Raw genomic sequence first — 20,696 nt, 5'->3', positions numbered from 1 at the left:
ATACTTTTAATTAAAAAAAATCCCGAATTAAACATTCGGGATTTTTTTATCTAATCTTCTAAAGTAGCTTCTAATTTATTGAACTTGAGTTTACTGTTTTTAAATCCGTAACAGAAATAAAATACAAGTCCTATAACTAACCAAACGCCAAACCATTTCCAGTTGGAAACCGCCATACCGGTTAACAGGTAGCAACATGAAATCAATCCTAACAATGGAATTAAGGAAAGGTTTTTCATAAACGCCACAACAGCCATTATTGCACATAAGATAAAGAATACTACCATCGAAATATTTGTAGCGAATTTATCTCCTGAAAAATCGAATGTATCTCCAAAGAAAGTCGGGAACAAATAGTTAACCAATAATCCTGAACCTAATACTAATGCAGGGAATATGAATTTCGAGTTAATGTACGGAATTCTAAATTTACCGTTGGTTTTACGTTCTGCAATTTCTGCTTCACTTTGTGGAGAAAGCATAAGTACACCACCACAAACCAATACAAATGCAAACAAAGTTCCGATACTTGTAAAGTCTAATACAAAGTTTTCATCAGTGAAGAAAATTGGCAAACCTACCACACAACCTGTTACTATTGTTGCAAAACCGGGAGTTTTATGTTTCGGATGAATTTCTGAGAATTTCTTCGGCATTAAACCGTCACGGCTCATGGTCATCCAAATACGCGGCTGTCCCATCTGGAACACCAACATTACACTGGTCATGGCTACTACGGCTGCAATTGAAACAATAAACAGCATCCACTTCACTCCTTTTAAGGCGAAAATTTCTGCTAAAGGATCACTAACACCGAGGAATTTGTAAGATACCATTCCTGTTAAGATTAACGCTAAAATGATATAAACCACTGTACAGATTACAAGAGAATAAATCATTCCTTTGGGTAAATCGCGTTGTGGGTTTTTACATTCTTCCGCTAAAGTTGAAACCGCATCAAAACCGATATAAGCAAAGAAAACTGCTGAAACTCCAGCCATTACACCTCCGAAACCGTTTGGCATAAATGGAGTCCAATTGTCAATATCAACATAAAAAGCACCAACAATGATAACCAGAACGATAATCGCTAACTTAATCATTACCATTACATTACTGAAGTTTTTTGACTCTTTTGTTCCTTTATAAACCAAGTATGTAATCAATAAATTGATGACAAAAGCCGGCATATCGAAAATTACTTTTAAGCTACCGATCATTGGAGCATTTTGCCAGGCATTAAAACCTTCACCTGCTTTATTTTCAAGGAAAGCCGAATGCGCAGACTGATAATTTATTGTAAGCCATTCCGGTAAATGAATATGGAAACTTTCCAGTAAGTTGGTAAAATAACCACTCCAGGAAAAGGCAATATAAATGTTACCAATGGAATACTCCATGATTAAAGCCCATCCGATAATCCAGGCAAAAACTTCTCCGAAAGAAACGTAAGCATACGTATAAGCACTTCCTGAAACCGGTACGCGAGAGGCAAATTCTGCATAACACATCGCTGTAAAACCACAGGCAATCGCACAAATTACATATAATAAAATTACTCCGGGACCACCTGAGAAACAAGCGTTTCCAATAGCGGAAAACGTTCCTCCTCCAATAATGGCGGCAATTCCGAAAAAGGTAAGATCACGAACGGTAAGTACTTTGTGAAGGCCGGTGGCATGATCACCATCCCCTCCCTGTTTTAATATGGTTGCTGTGGATTTTCTTCTGAATAAATCTTTAAAAAACATAAATAGTTTCCCTTGGTTTGGTTTGTTAATTTTTAGGAAAACAAATATATGAAACCAGTTGAATTATATCTTATTTGAAGAGAAAATAATAATCAATATCGCTCAGGGAAACTTACTGCAATTCAATTTCAGTAAAAACCGGAAAATTAGTAACTTAGAGTATGCGGGAAAATTCTAAACTCATACTTGTAAAACTGCTCCATACAGCGATATGGCTGTTTTTCAACGTTGTTATTTTTTATTTGTTTTATGCGGTTATTGCTAATAAAATTGACAAATGGGTCTGGATTTGCCTTGGCCTGATTGTTATGGAAGGAATTGTCCTTCTTATTTTCAAAAGAATTTGCCCTGTTACTTTAATTGCCAGAAATTATTCCGATTCCTCAAAACCTAATTTCGATATTTATTTACCGCTTTGGCTGGCCAAATACAACAAAGAAATCTATTCAACCATTGTTTTTATAACTGTTATCATTTTAATATTCAGATTGATTACTAATTAACGTTCTGTTACCTGTTATAAAAAATTTGTAAAAATTTTAGCACCTGAACGTTTTAACATTTCCTAATTTTGTATGTATTCTAAATAAATCCAATGAAAGTCTATATAAAAAACATGGTTTGCCAAAGATGCATCATGGCAGTGGAAAACATCCTGAATGATCTTGAAATTGATTACAAAAATGTTGCATTAGGAGAAATTGAATTAAGCAGTGAGCTTAGTGACGCTAACTTAATGAAACTGTCCAATCAGCTGCAATCTATTGGTTTTGAGATGATCGACGATAAAAAACAGCAACTAATTGAACGCATTAAAAACCACATTATTCAATTTATTCATCATGACAAGGAAATGCTTAAAGTGAATTTGTCCAGCTTTCTTTCAAAAGAATTAGGTTATGAATACAACTATTTAAGTAATCTGTTTTCGGAAGTGGAAGGCACAACCATTGAAAAATATGTAATCCTTCAAAAAATAGAAAAAGTAAAGGAACTTATCGTTTACGATGAACTTTCACTCAAAGAAATCGCTAATCAATTGGGTTATAGCAGTGTAGCTTATTTAAGCAATCAATTCAAAAAAGTAACCGGTTTAACGCCTTCCCATTTTAAAACAATCGGACAGCAAAAAAGAGTACCGCTGGATTTTCTGTAAATGTTACAACGCATCAAAAGAATAGTGTAATACTTACTGTTGCTATCTGTGCGAACTTTGTATCATCAAATAACAACAGCCATGGAAACCAACCAAAAAATAATCAGTATTCCCCTAGAAGGTGTTCACAGTGAACATTGTGCTTTAATTGTTGATGATGCGCTGGACAAAACCAAAGGCATTCTTACCCATAAAGTGGAACTAAACAACAATCAGGCAAAAATTGAAGTTGATGCAAAGCAATTCAAACTGACCGAACTTACCCAAAATATCCGTGATTTAGGATACGATGTAACAACAATTAAAAAGACGTTTCCCATAACCGGAATGACTTGTGCTTCCTGCGCCGTGAGTGTGGAAAGTATCCTTTCTTTTGAAGAAGGCGTCGTTTCCGCAGCAGTAAATTATGCTAATGCCACAGCAATTGTAGAATACATTCCCGGTATTGCCAAACTCGAGAATTTCAAAAAAGCCATTCAAAGTATTGGTTACGATATCATTATTGAAACTTCTGAAAATCAAGAAGATGAATTAGCAGAACATCAGGCGCAACAATTCGCAACTTTAAAAAGAAAAACTATTGCTTCTGCCCTATTTACCTTTCCGGTTTTCCTCATTGGAATGTTTTTTATGAATATGCCTTACGCGAATTGGATCATGTGGGCGTTATCCACTCCGGTGCTGTTTTGGTACGGAAGAAGCTTTTTCATCAACGCTTGGAAACAAACCAAACACCGAACTGCCAATATGGATACGTTGGTCGCTTTAAGTACAGGAATTGCTTATCTTTTCAGTGCTTTTAACACCCTAAATCCGGAATTCTGGCACAACCGAGGACTGCATGCCCACGTATATTTTGAAGCAGCGACCGTCGTCATCACTTTCATTTTGCTGGGAAAAGTTTTGGAAGAACGTGCAAAAGGCAATACTGCATCCGCCATTAAAAAACTAATCGGATTACAACCGAAAACCGTAACCCGTTTAACCCAAAACAATCAACAGGAAGAAATAAAAATAAGCGAGGTTTTAATTGGCGATCTTCTTTTGGCAAAACCCGGTGAGAAAATTGCGGTAGACGGAAGCGTTTTTAGCGGAACTTCTTTTGTAGATGAAAGCATGATTTCCGGTGAACCGATTCCCGTAGCTAAAAACCAAAACGATAAAGTATTTGCCGGAACAATAAACCAAAAAGGAAGTTTTCAGTACAAAGCCGAAAAAATAGGTAGCGATACTTTGTTGTCGCAAATTATTACGATGGTTCAAAATGCACAAGGCAGTAAGGCGCCGGTACAAAAATTAGTCGATAAAATTGCCGGAATCTTTGTGCCTATCGTAATCGGAATATCCATTTTAGCCTTAATCGCATGGATTGTTTTAGGAGGTGAAAACGGCTTTACCCAAGGGCTTTTGGCGATGGTAACCGTATTGGTAATTGCTTGTCCTTGTGCGCTGGGTTTAGCTACTCCAACAGCAATTATGGTTGGTGTGGGCAAAGGTGCCGAAAAAGGAATCCTAATTAAAGATGCCGAGAGCTTAGAACTTGCTAAAAAGATCGACGCCGTTATTTTCGACAAAACCGGAACATTAACTGAAGGAAAACCCTCCGTTATAGCAACATTGTGGAAAGAAGAAAACCATCATTTACACAGCATTTTACTTTCGATGGAATCCAAATCGGAACATCCATTGGCAGAAGCAGTTACTAAACATTATGCTGGCATGCACACCAAAGAAGTCACTGAATTTGAAAGCATTACCGGCTTCGGTGTGAAAGCTAAAATTGACAATCAAACTTATTTCGCTGGAAATAAACGTCTACTAAAAGAGAACAATATTGAAATCGACGCTTTCTTTTCCGAGTTTATTGCCCGTCAAGCGGAATTGGGACACACTTTAATTTACTTTTCAGATCAACAGAAAACACTTGCCGTTTTAGCAATAGCCGATAAAATAAAAGAAACCTCCATCGAAGCCATTAAGCAATTGAAAGCACTTGATATCGAAGTCGTAATGCTAACGGGTGACAACGAATCTACAGCAGCAGCTGTAGCCAAAACCGTTGGCGTAACGGAATACAAAGCCAGCGTTTTACCGGAAGACAAACTCACTTATGTTAAAGTTCTGCAATCGGAAGGAAAAACTGTTGCGATGGTTGGTGACGGTATCAATGATAGCGCCGCTTTGGCTCAGGCAAATGTGAGTATCGCCATGGGAAAAGGTTCGGATATTGCAATGGATGTAGCACACATGACCATTATTTCTTCTGATTTACTGAAAGTACCGCAAGCCATTTCACTATCAAAGCAAACTGTAAAAACCATTAAACAAAACCTGTTTTGGGCATTCATCTATAATTTAATTGGAATTCCGATTGCAGCCGGCCTACTCTACCCGATTAACGGATTTCTATTAAACCCAATGATTGCAGGTGCAGCAATGGCGTTAAGTTCCGTAAGTGTGGTAAGTAACAGCTTATGGCTAAAATACCGAACCTCAAAACTGTAAATCTTACAACGGACAATTAAAAAAACATAACATAAACGGTTATTACAATTCGGAACTTTGTATAAATAATAATCATTAATCTATTGAAAATGAAAACCAAACAATTCAAAACCAATATTAACTGCTCCGGTTGTGTTTCGAAAATAACTCCTGTTTTAAATCCGCTTTTGGGCGAAAACCAATGGGAAGTGAACACCGGGCATAAAGACAAAATTTTAACCGTCGCCCTAGACAATCTGGACGAGAAATCGTTAGTGGAACAAGTAAAAAGCGCCGGTTTCAAAATCGAATCATTAACTGAAAAATAAATAATCATGAAAAAACTATTTGTACTACTGATGAGCTGCCTGGGTTTCATGACAACACAAGCACAAAGTAATGACTGGAATCATATGCTTAAAAGTTATTTGGATATCGAAGATGCCTTGGTAGCTTCAAATCTGAACGATGCTAAAAGCGCCATGTCCCAAATGCAAAAAGAAGCCTTACAGATTTTGCCGAAAGCCACCGGAAATGCTGCTCAAAAAGAGCTGAAATTTATTGCGGCACGATTAGAAGTCTATGGAAAATCCGAATCTATTGAAGACGTTAGAGCCGGTTTCGATAAACTATCAAATTCCATGATCGTATTGGCGGAACAAAAAGTATTTGGTTCCGAAACTTTATATGTAGTGTATTGTCCCATGAAAAAAGCAAACTGGTTAGACGATGCCAACACTGTTAAAAACCCTTATTACGGAAAAGCTATGCTTACTTGTGGCAGCGTAAAGAAAACCATTAACTAAACCAGACCATGAAAAAGCTATTCCTGATACTGATTCTATTACGTTTTTCATTTGCTGCTGATGCACAGCGTGTTCAACGTTATGATTTACACATCAAAGACACTATTGTCAATTTTACCGGAAAAAGTAAACCGGGAATAGCTATCAATGGTCAGATTCCTGCTCCTACACTTGAATTTACTGAAGGGGATATCGCCGAAATCCATGTTCACAACCACATGCATCATGAAACTTCCCTGCACTGGCACGGATTGATTCTTCCAAATGAAATGGACGGTGTTCCTTATTTAACAACAGCTCCTATCAAACCGCACTCTGAAGCAGTGTATCGTTTTCCAATTGTGCAAAACGGAACGTATTGGTACCATTCCCACACGATGTTACAGGAACAGGTTGGAATGTACGGCGCGTTCATCATTCATAAAAAAGAACCTTCTAAAATCAAGGAGAAAGTTGTTCTGTTAAGTGACTGGAGCGATGAAAACCCAGATCAAATTGAGCGTTCGTTACATCAGGCTACGGATTGGTACGCCATTAAAAAAGGAGCAACTCAAAATTATTATCAGGCGGTAAAAGAAAAGCAATTCGGAACCAAACTGAAAAACGAATGGAAACGCATGATGGCGATGGACGTTAGCGATGTGTATTACGAAAAGTTTCTCATCAACGGCAAGCCTTCAGAAGCGGTTACAGACTTAAAACCCGGAGAGAAAATCCGTTTGCGGGTAATTAACGGAAGTGCTTCCACCTACTTCTGGCTGCAATTTTCAGGTGGAAAAATGAGCGTGGTGGCCAGTGACGGAATCGACGTAAAACCAATTGAAGTTGACCGTCTTATTGTAGGGGTTTCCGAATCGTACGACATTGAAATCACACTTCCTGAAAATGGCAGTTATGAGTTTTTAGCGACTTCTGAAGACCGAACCGGCTCGACCTCTTTGTGGCTTGGAAATGGAGAAAAGAAAGCGATGCAGCCCATGGAACGCCTCAACTATTTTGAAGGCATGAAGATGATGAACGACATGATGACCGTTGGCGGAAAAATGAACGATATGGGCATGAACATGAGCCTGCAACAAATGGATATGAATGCGGTGATGTATCCTGAGGTAACGGGAAGTAAATCTGATAAAACTACCGAAAAAGAACATCAACACCATGAGATGAACGATGAACTAAACGGTGAAAAAGTTACGTTGAATTACAACATGCTTCAAGCCGTAACCAAAACGACTTTATCCGATAAACCGTTTCGGGAACTTACTTTTGAACTCACCGGAAACATGAACCGTTATGTTTGGACGATGGACAACAAAACGATTTCCGAAACCGATAAAATCCTGATCAAAAAAGGCGAAAACATCCGTATTATCCTGAAAAACAATTCCATGATGCGCCATCCGATGCACCTGCACGGGCATTTCTTTAGAATTGTAAATCAATATGGAGACTATTCTCCTTTAAAAAATGTGATGGACATTATGCCGATGGAAACCAATATCATCGAGTTCAATGCTTCGGAAAATTATGGGGATTGGTATTTTCATTGTCATATTTTGTATCACATGATGTCTGGCATGGGGAAAATCTTCAGTTATGAAAATTCTCCGGTAAATCCTGAGTTGGGTGATCCGAAAAAAGCCCTGAAAAAAGTATATGCCGATGATCGTCGTTTTTACTTAGGTGCGGAGATCGGCCTAGAAAGCAATAGCAGCGACGGAGAAATTCGATTCAGCAACACAAGATGGATGTTTCAAGGGGAATGGCATGCCGGTTTCAGAAAAGAATATGGGTATGAAAGTGCATTACAGTTTGGTCGTTTTACTGGTAAAAACCAGTTTTTATACCCTTATGTGGGTGCTGATTTCCGTTACCGTCCGGGTGAGGATGCCGAAACGAATCTTTTTAACCAAACAAATACCAAAAACAAACGTACTGCTGCCATTGCGGGTTTACAATACACTTTACCTTGGTTTATAGTTGCAGACGGACGTATTGACCATGAAGGAAAAGTCCGTTTTGAAATTGCCCGGGAAGACATCCCTTTAACGGAGCGCTTGCGATTGAGAGCCAAATGGAATACCGACAAAGAATGGACGGTGGGCGCAAAATACATCCTGACCAAATACTGGTCGCTTTCCTCCCATTATGACAGCGATATGGATTGGGGTGCAGGACTAACGTTTACTTATTAAAAAGTTCTTGTGCCCTAAGTTTTCAGTATTCTTTTTTGTAGCTTTGGGATTACATTCTGTAATTTTAATCTCAATCAATCAAAAACACTATGGCACAATCCAACAAAAAAACTTTACAAGCGGAACAAAGCGAAACACTACTAAAAACTTTAAAAACCCGCTTTGAAAAAAACAGTAACCGACACCAAGGCCTTGAATGGGCTGCTGTGCAGTCTAAACTGGAATCTCAACCTGAAAAGTTATGGTCCCTTAATGAAATGGAAAACTCGGGCGGTGAACCTGATGTGATTGGTTACGATGCTAAAACCAAGGAGTATATTTTTTGTGATTGTTCCGCAGAAACCCCAAAAGGGCGCAGAAGTATTTGCTACGACCAAGAAGCGCTAGAATCAAGAAAAGAGCACAAACCCGCAAACAGTGCAATAGCCATGGCAACAGCAATGGGAATTGAAATACTGACTGAAGAACAGTACAGGGAATTGCAACAATTAGGCCCTTTTGATTTGAAATCATCGAGTTGGGTAAAAACTCCTGCGGCTATTAGAAAACTAGGAGGTGCGTTATTTTGTGATTATCGTTACCAGACCACTTTTTTATACCATAATGGTGCAGAGTCGTATTATGCGGTTAGAGGGTTTAGAGGATTGTTGAGAGTTTAATCCATTTTAATTCCTAGCATCTTACATTAATTTTCAAATCTAAATACAGAAGCCTGACAGGTTAGTTTTACTTGTTGGGCTTTTATTATTTTCTTTATTCAAACAGAATCACCTTAACGGTGAGTACAAAAAAAAGACACTTGCAGTATTCTGTATTATATGGCTTTCTGCTGTTGAATAATCGGATGGGGTACTACTTATATTCAACTTTACTATGGCTTTAATACGGCTTTACCATGGCTTTGATACGGCTTTAGCATGACTTTGATACGGCTTTACTATGGCTTTACTCCAAAGGAAAACGATAAGAACAGAAAATCAATTTGGGGTTATACTAAAGTGGAACGTATTGTTATTGGGTTGAAAAAAGGGCTTTTTTGGGCTATTTCGGCATAAACGGTTCCTTTCGGAACTGAAATTTGCAGTACTTAAATTGTTGTTATATTATTGTAATACAATTCCTAAATTTATTGCTGTATGGCTAAACAAAACGGTTTTTTAAAAATTGAAGGAACGCTCGATAATTTAATATTTTATAAAAGGGACGGTACGTATTATGTTAGGAAAAAAGGCGGGATTTCTAAAGAACGAATCCACCATGAACCTAATTTTATAAGAACACGGGAAAACAACAGTGAATTTGGCAGTTGCGGCAGCAGTGGCAAAATGCTCCGTCAGGCTTTGGGCACCTTGATTATTAGAGCGAAAGACAGTCAATTACACAGCAGATTACTTAGTGTACTATTACAGATTAAGAATTGTGATACGCTATCAGTTAGAGGAAAACGAAATGTAGCAACAGGTATCGCGACTACGGAAGGAAAGCAATTGCTGATGGGTTTTAATTTTAATGCAAATGCTTTGCTAAACACCGTTTTACACGCAGCCTATGATTTAAATACCTCAACGGGTGCAATTACAATAACAGCCTTACGTCCTGCCAAGCAAATAAGCTATCCAAACGGAGCCACCCATGTGAGTTTTCAAAGTGCTGTTTGCGTTGTAGACTTTGAAACCCAAGCCCATGAAGTAGCTTACAGCGCTGTAGTTAATTTCACTTTGAACCTTACTCCTACAAGCTTTTCCCTTCTACCTACCCACATACCAAACATTACGGGAACACAGCTTTTTTTGTTATCGCTTACGTTTTATCAGGAGATAAATGGGGTGCAGTATGCTTTGAAGGAGGATGGGTTTAATGTGTTGGGGGTTGTTGGGGTGGTTTAGTTTTTTGGTGGGTTTTTGAATTTGTGAATAAATAAACTTACAAAAACTAATAATCAATCCGTTAGATGTTAAATTTACTTTAAAGAAAGTAGTTATGATTAGAGTATATTTAGATTGGAATGTGTTCAGTAGATTGGATCACAATGATGATATCTATAAAAGGCTTACAACAATATTGAAAGATGATTCAAAATATATTATTCCTTATTCTCCTGCACATCTCAAAGACTTATATAGGAGTTATAAAAAAGTTGGTATAAATGGAATTGATGGATATTTGGAAAAGCTTCAAAAATATTCTAAATCATTGTTTGTTGTTTACACAATTAAGGATGTATTGGAATTTCAATTTTTAGACTCAAGAGAATCAATGCAACAACACATAGAAGCGTATGATGAGCATGAAGATTTTGGTTTTAGTGTAGATAGAATGAAGGATGCCTTAGGTCCGTTTTCTTCTATTTTTGATTCATTATTTGAGATTCAGTTACCAAATTTTTTACCGATTGGTAATAATGAGACAAAAGGGAATATTGCAAATACAAAGGGTTCTGAACTTTTAAAAAGTCTTTTAGGTACAGAAGAAACTATTTCTATGAAAGATATGATGCAAAACATGTTAACAATATCTAGCACCCTTTACGAAGACAATAACTATTCAAACTGGCGTGATGGATTTCAAAAAGATATAAAGGTTAGTGGTAGAATTAAGGATAAGAGATTTAGCCCATTAAAAACGTTGGATGAAAACGCTCAAAAGTTACAGAAAACAAACTTTATGGAACTTTTTGAAAATACTTTGATCGGAGAAGATAGAAAGAGCCTTTTCAACAAAATAATTGCGCTTGTGAGGCAATTAGACTTTCATGGATTTTATCAAGACATTATTGAAGAAGGGCATCATTTGGACAATATCGAAACTGACTACGAGCACATTGCTTATGCTACAAGCTGTGACATTTTTATTGTTGCTGACAAGAACACCAAAGAAAAAGCTGCACTTTCTTTTGAACTTTTGAAATTAAATGTTCGTGTAGTAACACCAAAGGAATATGTAGACTTCGTTGAGGAAAACTCAGCAGAAATTAAAGATGGTCAGCATTTAATTGACTATCTTTTCTGGGTTTCAACAGTAGAGCCTACATTGAAAATTAATGAAAGGAATGCACTTTACATTCCATCGTTTGTTTTGAATTACTTCAACTTAGCATCATATCCAATAGATAACCCAAAATCAGTAATACTGCAAAAGATGGATACACCGAATCGTGTAGGAATCTTTGTGAAAGAAATTGAGACAGTTGCCCAAAAACTTAATTCATTTTATGGAACACCAATAAATGAACTAGGCAAATTAGGTGAAGATTCGTATTTTATTGCTTGGTTAACAAAAGAACTAGTTTTAATTAAACTCCAACTTTCTCTTGGTAATTTTACTCTTGAAATCACTCAATGCGAGAAATTGTCCAGGTATGAGAAATTCATCAAAAAAAGCAAATATATAATCGGTAAAGTTTTCAGAGAACTGAAATAATTTGATTTAAGCAACCTACAAAAAATGATTCTTTTTGTGTAGTGATAAGCAATGAGTTTAATGTTGTAACAATTTTAAGTTGATAAGGAAATTAGTTGCAGATATTTAAAGAGGAGAAAGTGCAAGCACTTTCTCCTCTTTAAATATAAATTCGCATAGCCCTTTCTTAAAAACGCTGTTATACATCGTTTTACATTTAAGGATTCAACCATTCATCAGCTGGTTTAGTGATTAATCTTGCATCAATATAAGCCATGTCCATAGACAAAATTGTTTTACCTCTATATATTTTCCTAATATCGTCTCTGTCAACGACCAATGCTAGATCAGCAATTCCTTCATCGTTAGTTAAAACCAACGGTAACAACAATTGAATTTTATTATCATACCAATGGGGTATAGCGATTTTATAATTTCGTTGTATTAACCCTTTTAGTGATTGTATTGAACCGTTTATTACATTTTCAGCCATTCTCAAATTTCCTTGTAATACTTCTGGAAGTCTATCTTCATTATGTTTTAGAAAGTGGTCTAAATTAGGTTCAATAGTATATTCAGTGTTGAATACGAGATCATTTACATCATTTATGTATTTTGCTAAATCTGGTAAAGGATGAAAAGGCTCTAACTTTTCAGAGTAAGAATCGCAAAATGCATAAAGTGTCCAATCTGGTTGATTTCTTTCTTCAGCTTGTTTATTTCTAAAGAATGTTGCAAATATATCTTTGCCTCGTGGAGTTTGCAATCCTGTATTAAAACAAGCTTTATCTTTTTCCTTTGAATACATTATTTTTTTTTCATCCTGAAGACGTAAAAATGTATAATTCAAAAAGTTCGTCAAAATGGGAAATGATTGACTTTCGTATTGACTGATAAACTCTTGCCTTTTAAACCCCCATTCTTCTGTTTTTGTAATATGTGTTAATCTTTCAAATGGTGTTTCCCATGTTTCCCCTGCTTGTCCATTGTATGGAAAATGAGCAAAAACTTCTCTTTGATTTTGATCTTTAAATCTTTTATTCAGTGATTTGTATTTCATGTTTTCTTGGATTTAGTTTTTTATGTCTTATAACTTGTAAATATGTTACACAAATGTAATTTCAAACAGCAAGATTACCAATACGGCAAACCTATAAATAAAAATTTACTTACACAATCACCAACTCTAGTGATTTTTGAAAGTTTATGAGTGGTGTGGCTTTGGCTCCGCTCAGCCACCGAGGAAAACGAGAATCTCAGCCACCGAGGAAAACAAGAGTCTCGGTCATTGGAGGGAAAGAGATCCTCAGTTAACGAACGGATCAACTAAACGAACTTAAAAATCCAAACGTTAATCAAAGCACCCCCCCGACCTCAGAACGCGTAACCGTTAAGAAAAATTAGAACACTTCCGTTAAGAATTATCCGCTGTTTGATCCCGATTTTTCATCGGGAGAGTTCGGATAATTTAGGAAGTGTTCTAATTTTTTAGGTGGAGCGTTCCAGTCTTGATTTTTGGTACTTTGTATCAAGACAAAGTACAAAGGGAAATATGTGACTTCGGCTCCGCTCAGCCACCGCTAATCCTCTCTACTCCCATCATCCGCCATCCTCACCATCTTAGGCGTAAACTTCGCCACGACATCCACAAGTTCCTTTTGGGATTCCATCACTAAATTGATGTCTTTGTACGCCATTGGTGCTTCGTCTAAACCTGCACCGATTAAGGTTACCCCGTGATCTTTCAAAATGGTTTGCATCTCGTTTTTGGTGATGTTTTTGATAGCTTGTGTTCGGCTCATTTGACGTCCGGCGCCGTGGGAGGCAGAGTTTATGGCTTCTTCCTCGCCTTTTCCTCTCACTAAAAAACCGGGTGCGGTCATGCTTCCGGGAATGATTCCCATTACGCCTTTACCGGCTGGAGTTGCACCTTTTCTGTGGACGATTACTTCTTCTCCGTTCCAGACTTCTTTCCATGCGAAATTGTGGTGGTTTTCCACTTTTGCCAAAACGGTTGCTCCTAAGGCTTCGCTGGACTCGTAACCAATGGCTAATAAATCGTTTCCGTTAATTGGTGCATTCATAATTTTTCTTTTTGCGAACCTGACACTACTCAATTTATAATGTCAGGTTGGGTTATTAATTATATTTTTTCTAATGTGTAATCTGCTTTGGTAAACCCGATAACCTCCACCGTGTTATCGGGTTATTTCTTTTTGATGGTACAAAGTTGAAAACAACCTGCGCAATTATTTTGCGTACTGTGTTATTTTAAAAAAGAGGTAACAAACCTGCATAGTGTAAAGTTCATTTGGAAGACGAAGTAACTATACAGCACGACACTCTTTCTAAACATAAGAGCAATAACTTATAAATGTTTCTATAGGATTCGAACCTATGTAAAATCAACCGGACGAAGTAACACTTATAAACGGCATCTTATAAAAACCTAAAGAAGCAAAAAGCGTAAAGTGAAACGGGGCATGTCGAAGCCGGAGTCGAACCGGATAGCCTTGCTGGTTTTACAACTTCGCTATTCCTCCCCAAATTGCTGACGAAGTAACACTTTACTACGGCATTCTTTAGTATTGTTTTCAATTGTTTCAAAGACTTACTACCATTTTAAAACAAGGCAACAAACGATAAATGTATTTACGTGCTCTAACCAACTGAGCTACTCTCCCATTTTATTTTAAATTTAGTGGAAGAGACGGGACTTGAACCCGCGACCCCGTCGCCTAATCGAAGTAACACTTACCTACGGCACTTGTTTATGTAATAGTATTTGATTATTATGAAGCAAAGGTATTTCTCCTCTGCGCAATTATTTTGCGTACTTTAAAAAGTGTCGCGAATAAACGCGTTCGCGACACTTATACTACAACGTTATCGCATTAATGTACTGCAAAGCGGAATTTTTATCTTCCATAGCCTGCAAAACATCGAATATTTTGTCGGACCAACCTGCAATCAGATACACATCATTCTGCTTGATATCCAACGGCACCTGACCGTAACCTGCCAAATCGAACAAATACAATTTAGCGTTTGGCGCAATGGCTTTGTAACGTTTCCATGAGTTTTCAAAAGAATGAAAAGTACCTTGGTTGTTCCACATCTGAACATCGGTAAACAGCATTACTTTATCAACGATTTCTTTTCGTTTGATAAGGTCTTCAAGAACCAAATAACCGTTGGTGGAATACCCTACTTCACCTTCACGTCGGTAAAACTCCTGAACATTAGCCAGAACATTTCGCTTGGACATGTTGATGATTTTCCATTTGTCACCAAACATACCGCTTACCACGTTTTTACAACGCGATTGCATCAGCATACCCAACATCAAACCGATGTCGTACAATTGTATTTTACTTTTTTTAGAAATCGGCTGTTGCATCGAACCCGAAACGTCGCAGGCAATAACCACCGAAGTCTTACCGTCAAAACCTTTGATATTCTGTGCACTATACATAACCGCATCTTCCAAAGCATCCAATACCATTGTTGCATAACGGGATTTCAACACACGAATCTCTCGGTACGCCGCTAAAAAACGGAATGGTAATTGTTTGGAATTGGCAACCGCATTGGCATTGCTCAAATACTGGCAAACTTTCTCCATATGAGCAAAGGAAACCTCTGCCTCGATAAGGTTACGAAGGTTACGCATCGTCGCCATATATCCCATTTTGTTGCTATCGATAAGTTCCTCCCATTTTTGTTTAAAGGCTTCTTTCTTAGCGGCTTCATTTTTAAAAGCTGATTTACCTAATTCAGACAATTCAGTTTCCCAAGTATAAGGAGTTGCCAAATTGTTCTCAGCTATTTTGTTGAAAAGCTGTTGTTGTGCTTCATCTTTTGCTTTTGGGTGTACCAAAAACAAAGCATCTCGCAATTTTACTTCTCCCTGTCGGTTGTATTTTGCAAACTGGTATTCATCAAATCGGTTGAACGATTCCGCCAAACCTTTTTGAATCTGTTTTGACAAACGGTTTAATTTTTTAGTTTCAGTACGGTTGTTAGCCATCTGATAATAAGCCAATAACTCAGTAATTTCATCTGCACGCTGAATCACTTTCTGAACGGTTTGGTTTACCAAAGCATTTCCCGAATTATTCTTCGCTAATTCTACCGTCAAAACCATTGGAACGGAACGCATATACATTTCGTTTCGAGCATAAACGGCAAGCTTGGCTGTAAATTCAGGGTTGCATTGCAAAATCAATTCTTTGATTCTCTTTAAACGCGTTGCATCTTTTTCATAAGTAACATCGTTTAATCCAGAAGTTACCACAGCTGAATACAGTTCCATTTCCGGAGACATACGGTATGCCTTTGCACCTTCATAGTTTGTTACTACATTTTTCACTTTGTTAAAATAATTGAATTTCATCTTGGATACTTTTTAATTAAACATTTGTTCCTTATTGACAGTACAAAGATGCATGGAGCACTACGCAATTATTTTGCGCAGTAAAAAAAGAATGCTATTTTTGGTAAAATTACCACAATGAACCTGCAACAAATTTTCACGGAACTACTTGTAAATAATGGCTTTTCAGAAGGAAATGCAATTGTACGATGGACTGAACTTGAAAAAGCCTATTCCCATAAATCCAGACAGTATCACAACCTGACACATTTGAAGGAAATGATTATCTGTTTTGAAGAATATCGTAATCAGCTTCAATGTCCCGATGAAGTTTTGTATGCGATTTTCTACCATGATTATGTATACAACAGTTCCCGAAAAGACAATGAAGCCAAAAGTGCTGAATTGGCAGTTTCCCTCCTTCCTGAGCACTCGACAGTAAACAAAGACCGGATTTACAAGCTGATTATGGTGACCAAAGACCATTTGTGTCATGATAACGAAGATGAAAAATGGCTGATTGATTTCGATTTGAAAATTCTTTCTAAAGAATGGGAAGATTATATGATTTATTACAAACAGATACGAAAAGAATACAGCATCTATCCAGATTTTATGTACAATCCGGGCAGGAAAAAAGCATTACAGCACTTTCTGGAAAACAAGAACATCTATCAAACCGAAACCTTCAAAAATTTATACGAACAGCAAGCCATAGCAAATATTCAAAGAGAAATCGATTTGTTATAACAGTCAATTCATAACTCATAACTTATAACTCATAACTCTAAAGTGGCTCAAAACAAAAACGCACTGATCCGTTACAAAACCATCGACAAATGCCTCCAAAATCATTACCGAACCTGGACTTTGGAGGATTTAATGGAAGCCTGTTCCGATGCCTTGTACGAATACGAAGGAAAAGAAACTTCGGTAAGTAAGAGAACCGTTCAGTTGGATATTCAATTGATGCGCAGTGAGAAGCTGGGCTACAATGCTCCTATTGTGGTGTATGATAAGAAGTTTTACAAATACGAAGACGATGAATACACTATTACGGATATTCCGCTAACCGAAACCGATATCAACATTCTGACTGAGACCGTTTCCATGTTGAAACAGTTTAAAGATTTTTCATTATTTAACGATGTTTCGGACATCCTTCAACGATTGGAAGATAAAATCTATGCGGAGAAATCGCATACGCAACCGGTCATTCATTTGGACAAAAACGATAAGTTGAAAGGGCTTCATTTCTTAGACGAAATCTATCAGGCAATTATTAAAAAAGTAGTTCTGGTAATCACGTATAAGTCTTTCAAATCCAGAGAGGAACAGCAATTTATTTTCCATCCTTTCATCCTTAAAGAGTTCAACAATCGTTGGTTTTTGATAGGCCGTAAAAAACAAAGCCAGCCGATTACCAACTTAGCATTAGACCGAATTATTTCAATTGATTATGATTTCAATATCCCCTATCTTGAAGATACTTTTAATCCTGAACAATTTTATCGAAATGTAATTGGAGTTACCGTAAACGAAGGGTTACGGCCACAACGCATTGAAGTTTGGATTGATCGTATTAATGCTCCCTATGTTATTACCAAACCGTTACATCATTCACAACGATTAATTAAAACCAATGAGGATGGAAGCGTCATCGTTCACGTATTTCTTATTGTAAATTATGAATTTGAACGTATACTGTTAGGTTTTGGAAATGGTCTGGAGGTACTGCGTCCGGAGCCACTTCGAAACAGAATGAGAAAAATTTTAAATGATGCTGTTTTGCGCTATGAAAAAGAAAATGAATAAAAAAGACGCTCTTGATAAAAACCAAAGCACTTCCTAAATCCATAGAACTGGATTTGTTTTGCGTTCAGAGAATTTAAGTTTTTTTAGCCTAACTTTTGAATAAAAAAACTCCTGAAGTATCCGGTCCGTTAAATGAGACATTCGGTTAATTCAGGAGTTTTTCTTAGTTTTTTAAAAACTTATTGGAATAGACACCATTATCGGTTTTAAGTTTCAAAAGATATACTCCATTGCTTAATTCTGCAACATTGATTTGATTATTGCTTAACGTGTTAGTTGAAACTTTTTTTCCTAAAGAATCATAAATTTCAAATTCATTTACGGAAATAGCATTGGGCATATTAAGATACAATACATCCTTTACCGGATTTGGATAGAACGTAATTTCATTCATTTTAAATTCATTGGCAGATAACGTTACATTGTTAATTCGAGCTAAATGATTCCTTGTAATTCCATTATATGAAGTAAAATTTCCCGCTACAATTATTTTCCCGTCAGATTGTTCTACTGCATGAGTTATTTCTTCATTAGGGCCATTTCCTCCATTGAATGAACTATCAAATTGACCATCTACATTTAATCTCATGATATTTTTTGCAGAATTTCCTCCGTATGAATTAAAAATTCCGCTTACTAAAATTTTGTCATCACTGAAAGTTTTCCAAAATAGATTACTTGGCAAATCAAAACTTATTCTGGCAAAAGTATTATCAAATCTTCCATCTGTATTCAATCTATAAAGCATATCATACGGTGGACCTCCAAATGACCAATCAATGCAGGATTCCTGGAGAACGATTTTTTCATCAGATTGCAAGGAAAAAGGAATGTATCCGCATATTCTATTAACTTCAAAACTTTCATCCGGAGTACCATTTGAATTCATGCGGAAAATTTCGTTCCCAAAAAGAGATGGGTTGTCTACAATAACTAAATATTTTTCATTTTTCAATGGTTTTATATAGTGTATTTCATTGTCTAAGTAAGAATAATTAAAGCTCAAATCAATTTCTCCATTGCTTTTCAGCCTAACCATGCTTTTAACATTATTCCCATTATAAGTTGAAAATTTTCCCCCAATGAGGATCTTACTGTCTGAGGTTGAAACTACCACATTAATTGAACCATTAGCACCGGCAAAGGTTTGAAAACTATTGTCTACTGAACCATCTGCATTTAATCTTATCACTAATCCTTGAGTTTCTGAAGAATTATTCAAAACAACCAAAACTTTGCCATCCATCTGTATAGAAGACATATAAGGAACATCAGTACTGTTAAATTCCGGATTAAAAGTATCGTCTAAACTTCCATTAGAGTTTAATCGAATAATTTTTTTATCAGGATAACTGTTTTGAAAATTACCGGAAACAAGAATTTTGCCATCCGATTGCAACAACACATTACTTATCTTATCTGTTGAACCAAAATCTGTATTAAAACTTAAATCTAGTGAACCATCTTGGGCAAATGCAAGTAATGTTACAAAAAACACTGTAATGGAAAAGATAATTTTTCTCATGATGACAATTTTTAAAATTAAACAATGAGGAAAATTTGAAGCAACCATAGGAAGAAACAAATTTACAAATTATAATTAATACTTATTTGATAATCATATAATTACAAATTTTAATTATTTATTCATATTGGCTTAGATTTAATTTAATTTGAAAATAATTTTAGCATAGATAATCACCTTTTTTAACTTTCTTTATATATTGTGTATTCGTTTTTTAATGCCCTATTTTTTTTTCAAACCTAACTTTATATTTATGGCCAAAAACAAAACTGCCCAAACTGATCAAAACGTAATGGATTTTATCAATTCGTTTGCAAATTCAGAACAGAAAAAACAGGACAGCTATACTCTTTTAAAAGTAATGGAAGAAGCCTCAGGTCATCAGGCAAAAATGTGGGGGCCAACAATTATTGGTTTTGGTTCTTACCATTATAAATACGACAGTGGTCATCAAGGCGACGCTCCGATGTTGGGTTTCTCTCCAAGAAAAGCAGCTATCTCATTATATGTTTATACCGGATTAAAAGAACACGAACACCTTTTAAAAGATTTAGGTAAATTCAAAATGGGTAAAGCGTGTATTTACGTGAACAAATTGTCAGACATTGATCAGGATGCTTTAAAAGAATTGATGAAGCAGTCGATTTCATTTTTGAAAAATAATTACGAAATCTCATAGGTTTTCAGGCCTTCATTTAATAAGTTAAAAATGGACAACACAAAAGTTTATAAAATGTCGTTTGCCGCTGTCTATCCTCATTATATTACCAAAGCTGAAAAAAAGGGACGTACTAAAGAAGAGGTGCACCAAATCATATTTTGGCTTACTGGTTATAATGAACAAAGCTTTCAAAAACTCCTTAAAGACAAAACCAATTTTGAAGATTTCTTTAACAATGCACCACAGATTAATCCAAATGCGTCAAAGATTACTGGCGTAATTTGCGGGTATCGTGTAGAAGAAATTCAGGACAAACTCATGCAGCAAATTCGTTATTTGGATAAATTGATTGACGAATTAGCTAAAGGAAAAACAATGGAGAAGATTTTGAGAACATAATTCAATAAAATCACTTCAATTTAGATACAAACAATATTTACTGCAAACGTAACAACTTTTCGAGAAGGAATTCTGCAGGTGCATAAATACCGATTGTAAAGTCATTTGTAATCATTTGAGTATATTTGTA

Annotated in this window: 18 protein-coding genes and 1 pseudogene; 14 read left to right on the top strand and 5 right to left on the bottom strand. The window is 36.4% G+C overall.

Going from position 1 to position 20,696, the window contains the following annotated elements; genetic code table 11:
* Positions 1-50 precede the first annotated feature (50 nt).
* Positions 51-1,751, bottom strand: a complete 1,701-nt coding sequence (locus LZZ90_RS08875) for an amino acid permease (protein ID WP_237790336.1) — start codon at positions 1,749-1,751, stop codon at positions 51-53.
* A 161-nt stretch (positions 1,752-1,912) separates the two neighbouring features.
* Between LZZ90_RS08875 and LZZ90_RS08870 the strand changes: the two genes are divergently transcribed.
* From LZZ90_RS08870 to LZZ90_RS08825, 10 genes are all read left to right on the top strand, one after another.
* On the top strand, positions 1,913-2,254 hold the full coding sequence (locus LZZ90_RS08870; RefSeq protein WP_237790335.1) for a hypothetical protein: 342 nt from the start codon (positions 1,913-1,915) through the stop codon (positions 2,252-2,254).
* 92 nt (positions 2,255-2,346) lie between these two features.
* Positions 2,347-2,907, top strand: coding sequence for an AraC family transcriptional regulator (locus LZZ90_RS08865; protein WP_237790334.1), 561 nt, complete (start codon positions 2,347-2,349; stop codon positions 2,905-2,907).
* A gap of 81 nt (positions 2,908-2,988) precedes the next feature.
* Entirely contained in the window at positions 2,989-5,412 is a 2,424-nt protein-coding gene (locus LZZ90_RS08860) for a heavy metal translocating P-type ATPase (RefSeq protein ID WP_237790333.1), read from the top strand.
* Between the two features lie 89 nt (positions 5,413-5,501).
* A complete protein-coding gene (locus LZZ90_RS08855; RefSeq protein ID WP_237790332.1) occupies positions 5,502-5,720 on the top strand; it encodes a heavy-metal-associated domain-containing protein in 219 nt (72 codons plus the stop codon).
* Between the two features lie 6 nt (positions 5,721-5,726).
* A complete protein-coding gene (locus LZZ90_RS08850) occupies positions 5,727-6,197 on the top strand; it encodes a DUF3347 domain-containing protein (protein ID WP_237790331.1) in 471 nt (156 codons plus the stop codon).
* A gap of 8 nt (positions 6,198-6,205) precedes the next feature.
* Positions 6,206-8,392, top strand: coding sequence for a multicopper oxidase domain-containing protein (locus LZZ90_RS08845; RefSeq protein ID WP_237790330.1), 2,187 nt, complete (start codon positions 6,206-6,208; stop codon positions 8,390-8,392).
* 89 nt (positions 8,393-8,481) lie between these two features.
* Positions 8,482-9,051: a DUF4256 domain-containing protein gene (locus tag LZZ90_RS08840; protein ID WP_237790329.1), complete on the top strand. Its 570-nt coding sequence runs from the start codon at positions 8,482-8,484 to the stop codon at positions 9,049-9,051.
* A 258-nt stretch (positions 9,052-9,309) separates the two neighbouring features.
* On the top strand, positions 9,310-9,447 hold the full coding sequence (locus LZZ90_RS08835; RefSeq protein WP_237790328.1) for a hypothetical protein: 138 nt from the start codon (positions 9,310-9,312) through the stop codon (positions 9,445-9,447).
* An 81-nt stretch (positions 9,448-9,528) separates the two neighbouring features.
* Positions 9,529-10,278, top strand: coding sequence for a hypothetical protein (locus LZZ90_RS08830; protein WP_237790327.1), 750 nt, complete (start codon positions 9,529-9,531; stop codon positions 10,276-10,278).
* Positions 10,279-10,372: 94 nt separating this feature from the next.
* Positions 10,373-11,812 carry a hypothetical protein gene (locus LZZ90_RS08825; protein ID WP_237790326.1) on the top strand — a complete coding sequence of 480 codons (1,440 nt, stop codon included), beginning with the start codon at positions 10,373-10,375 and terminating at the stop codon, positions 11,810-11,812.
* Positions 11,813-12,008: 196 nt separating this feature from the next.
* Here LZZ90_RS08825 and LZZ90_RS08820 read toward each other — a convergent pair whose 3' ends face one another.
* The 3 genes and pseudogenes from LZZ90_RS08820 to LZZ90_RS08810 form a co-directional block, all read right to left on the bottom strand.
* Entirely contained in the window at positions 12,009-12,851 is an 843-nt protein-coding gene (locus LZZ90_RS08820; protein WP_237790325.1) for a DUF3825 domain-containing protein, read from the bottom strand.
* A 520-nt stretch (positions 12,852-13,371) separates the two neighbouring features.
* Positions 13,372-13,824: pseudogene (locus LZZ90_RS08815) on the bottom strand (RtcB family protein); the annotation flags it as partial.
* 845 nt (positions 13,825-14,669) lie between these two features.
* On the bottom strand, positions 14,670-16,187 hold the full coding sequence (locus tag LZZ90_RS08810; protein WP_237790324.1) for a TROVE domain-containing protein: 1,518 nt from the start codon (positions 16,185-16,187) through the stop codon (positions 14,670-14,672).
* Positions 16,188-16,304: 117 nt separating this feature from the next.
* On the opposite strand from LZZ90_RS08810, the gene LZZ90_RS08805 reads away from it, so the two are divergent.
* On the top strand, positions 16,305-16,916 hold the full coding sequence (locus LZZ90_RS08805; protein ID WP_237790323.1) for a hypothetical protein: 612 nt from the start codon (positions 16,305-16,307) through the stop codon (positions 16,914-16,916).
* 42 nt (positions 16,917-16,958) lie between these two features.
* Positions 16,959-17,981 carry a WYL domain-containing protein gene (locus LZZ90_RS08800; RefSeq protein ID WP_237790322.1) on the top strand — a complete coding sequence of 341 codons (1,023 nt, stop codon included), beginning with the start codon at positions 16,959-16,961 and terminating at the stop codon, positions 17,979-17,981.
* Positions 17,982-18,144: 163 nt separating this feature from the next.
* Here the strand turns inward: LZZ90_RS08800 and LZZ90_RS08795 are convergent, their stop codons facing one another.
* A complete protein-coding gene (locus tag LZZ90_RS08795) occupies positions 18,145-19,506 on the bottom strand; it encodes a T9SS type A sorting domain-containing protein (RefSeq protein WP_237790321.1) in 1,362 nt (453 codons plus the stop codon).
* A 253-nt stretch (positions 19,507-19,759) separates the two neighbouring features.
* Between LZZ90_RS08795 and LZZ90_RS08790 the strand changes: the two genes are divergently transcribed.
* Positions 19,760-20,185 (top strand): DUF1801 domain-containing protein, encoded by a 426-nt coding sequence (locus LZZ90_RS08790; protein ID WP_237790320.1) that lies wholly within the window; start codon positions 19,760-19,762, stop codon positions 20,183-20,185.
* Positions 20,186-20,215: 30 nt separating this feature from the next.
* The gene (locus LZZ90_RS08785) at positions 20,216-20,566 is read left to right on the top strand and encodes a DUF2200 domain-containing protein (RefSeq protein WP_237790319.1); all 351 of its coding nucleotides are present in this window, start codon (positions 20,216-20,218) and stop codon (positions 20,564-20,566) included.
* Positions 20,567-20,696: the final 130 nt, after the last annotated feature.

It is taken from the genome of Flavobacterium sp. SM15 (assembly GCF_022012335.1).
Taxonomy (GTDB): domain Bacteria; phylum Bacteroidota; class Bacteroidia; order Flavobacteriales; family Flavobacteriaceae; genus Flavobacterium.
The sequence above is the reverse complement of the archived record's forward strand: the minus strand, read 5'-3'. Positions and strand labels throughout refer to the sequence as shown.

Excerpts from the sequence above, each read along its gene's own strand:
- LZZ90_RS08830 (WP_237790327.1), top strand. The coding sequence starts at position 9,529 with ATGGCTAAACAAAACGGTTTTTTAAAAATTGAAGGAACGCTCGATAAT.
- LZZ90_RS08845 (WP_237790330.1), top strand. The coding sequence starts at position 6,206 with ATGAAAAAGCTATTCCTGATACTGATTCTATTACGTTTTTCATTTGCT.
- LZZ90_RS08795 (WP_237790321.1), bottom strand. The coding sequence starts at position 19,506 with ATGAGAAAAATTATCTTTTCCATTACAGTGTTTTTTGTAACATTACTT.
- LZZ90_RS08825 (WP_237790326.1), top strand. The coding sequence starts at position 10,373 with ATGATTAGAGTATATTTAGATTGGAATGTGTTCAGTAGATTGGATCAC.
- LZZ90_RS08790 (WP_237790320.1), top strand. The coding sequence starts at position 19,760 with ATGGCCAAAAACAAAACTGCCCAAACTGATCAAAACGTAATGGATTTT.
- LZZ90_RS08835 (WP_237790328.1), top strand. The coding sequence starts at position 9,310 with ATGACTTTGATACGGCTTTACTATGGCTTTACTCCAAAGGAAAACGAT.
- LZZ90_RS08870 (WP_237790335.1), top strand. The coding sequence starts at position 1,913 with ATGCGGGAAAATTCTAAACTCATACTTGTAAAACTGCTCCATACAGCG.
- LZZ90_RS08820 (WP_237790325.1), bottom strand. The coding sequence starts at position 12,851 with ATGAAATACAAATCACTGAATAAAAGATTTAAAGATCAAAATCAAAGA.
- LZZ90_RS08850 (WP_237790331.1), top strand. The coding sequence starts at position 5,727 with ATGAAAAAACTATTTGTACTACTGATGAGCTGCCTGGGTTTCATGACA.
- LZZ90_RS08860 (WP_237790333.1), top strand. The coding sequence starts at position 2,989 with ATGGAAACCAACCAAAAAATAATCAGTATTCCCCTAGAAGGTGTTCAC.
- LZZ90_RS08810 (WP_237790324.1), bottom strand. The coding sequence starts at position 16,187 with ATGAAATTCAATTATTTTAACAAAGTGAAAAATGTAGTAACAAACTAT.
- LZZ90_RS08785 (WP_237790319.1), top strand. The coding sequence starts at position 20,216 with ATGGACAACACAAAAGTTTATAAAATGTCGTTTGCCGCTGTCTATCCT.
- LZZ90_RS08805 (WP_237790323.1), top strand. The coding sequence starts at position 16,305 with ATGAACCTGCAACAAATTTTCACGGAACTACTTGTAAATAATGGCTTT.
- LZZ90_RS08875 (WP_237790336.1), bottom strand. The coding sequence starts at position 1,751 with ATGTTTTTTAAAGATTTATTCAGAAGAAAATCCACAGCAACCATATTA.
- LZZ90_RS08855 (WP_237790332.1), top strand. The coding sequence starts at position 5,502 with ATGAAAACCAAACAATTCAAAACCAATATTAACTGCTCCGGTTGTGTT.
- LZZ90_RS08865 (WP_237790334.1), top strand. The coding sequence starts at position 2,347 with ATGAAAGTCTATATAAAAAACATGGTTTGCCAAAGATGCATCATGGCA.
- LZZ90_RS08840 (WP_237790329.1), top strand. The coding sequence starts at position 8,482 with ATGGCACAATCCAACAAAAAAACTTTACAAGCGGAACAAAGCGAAACA.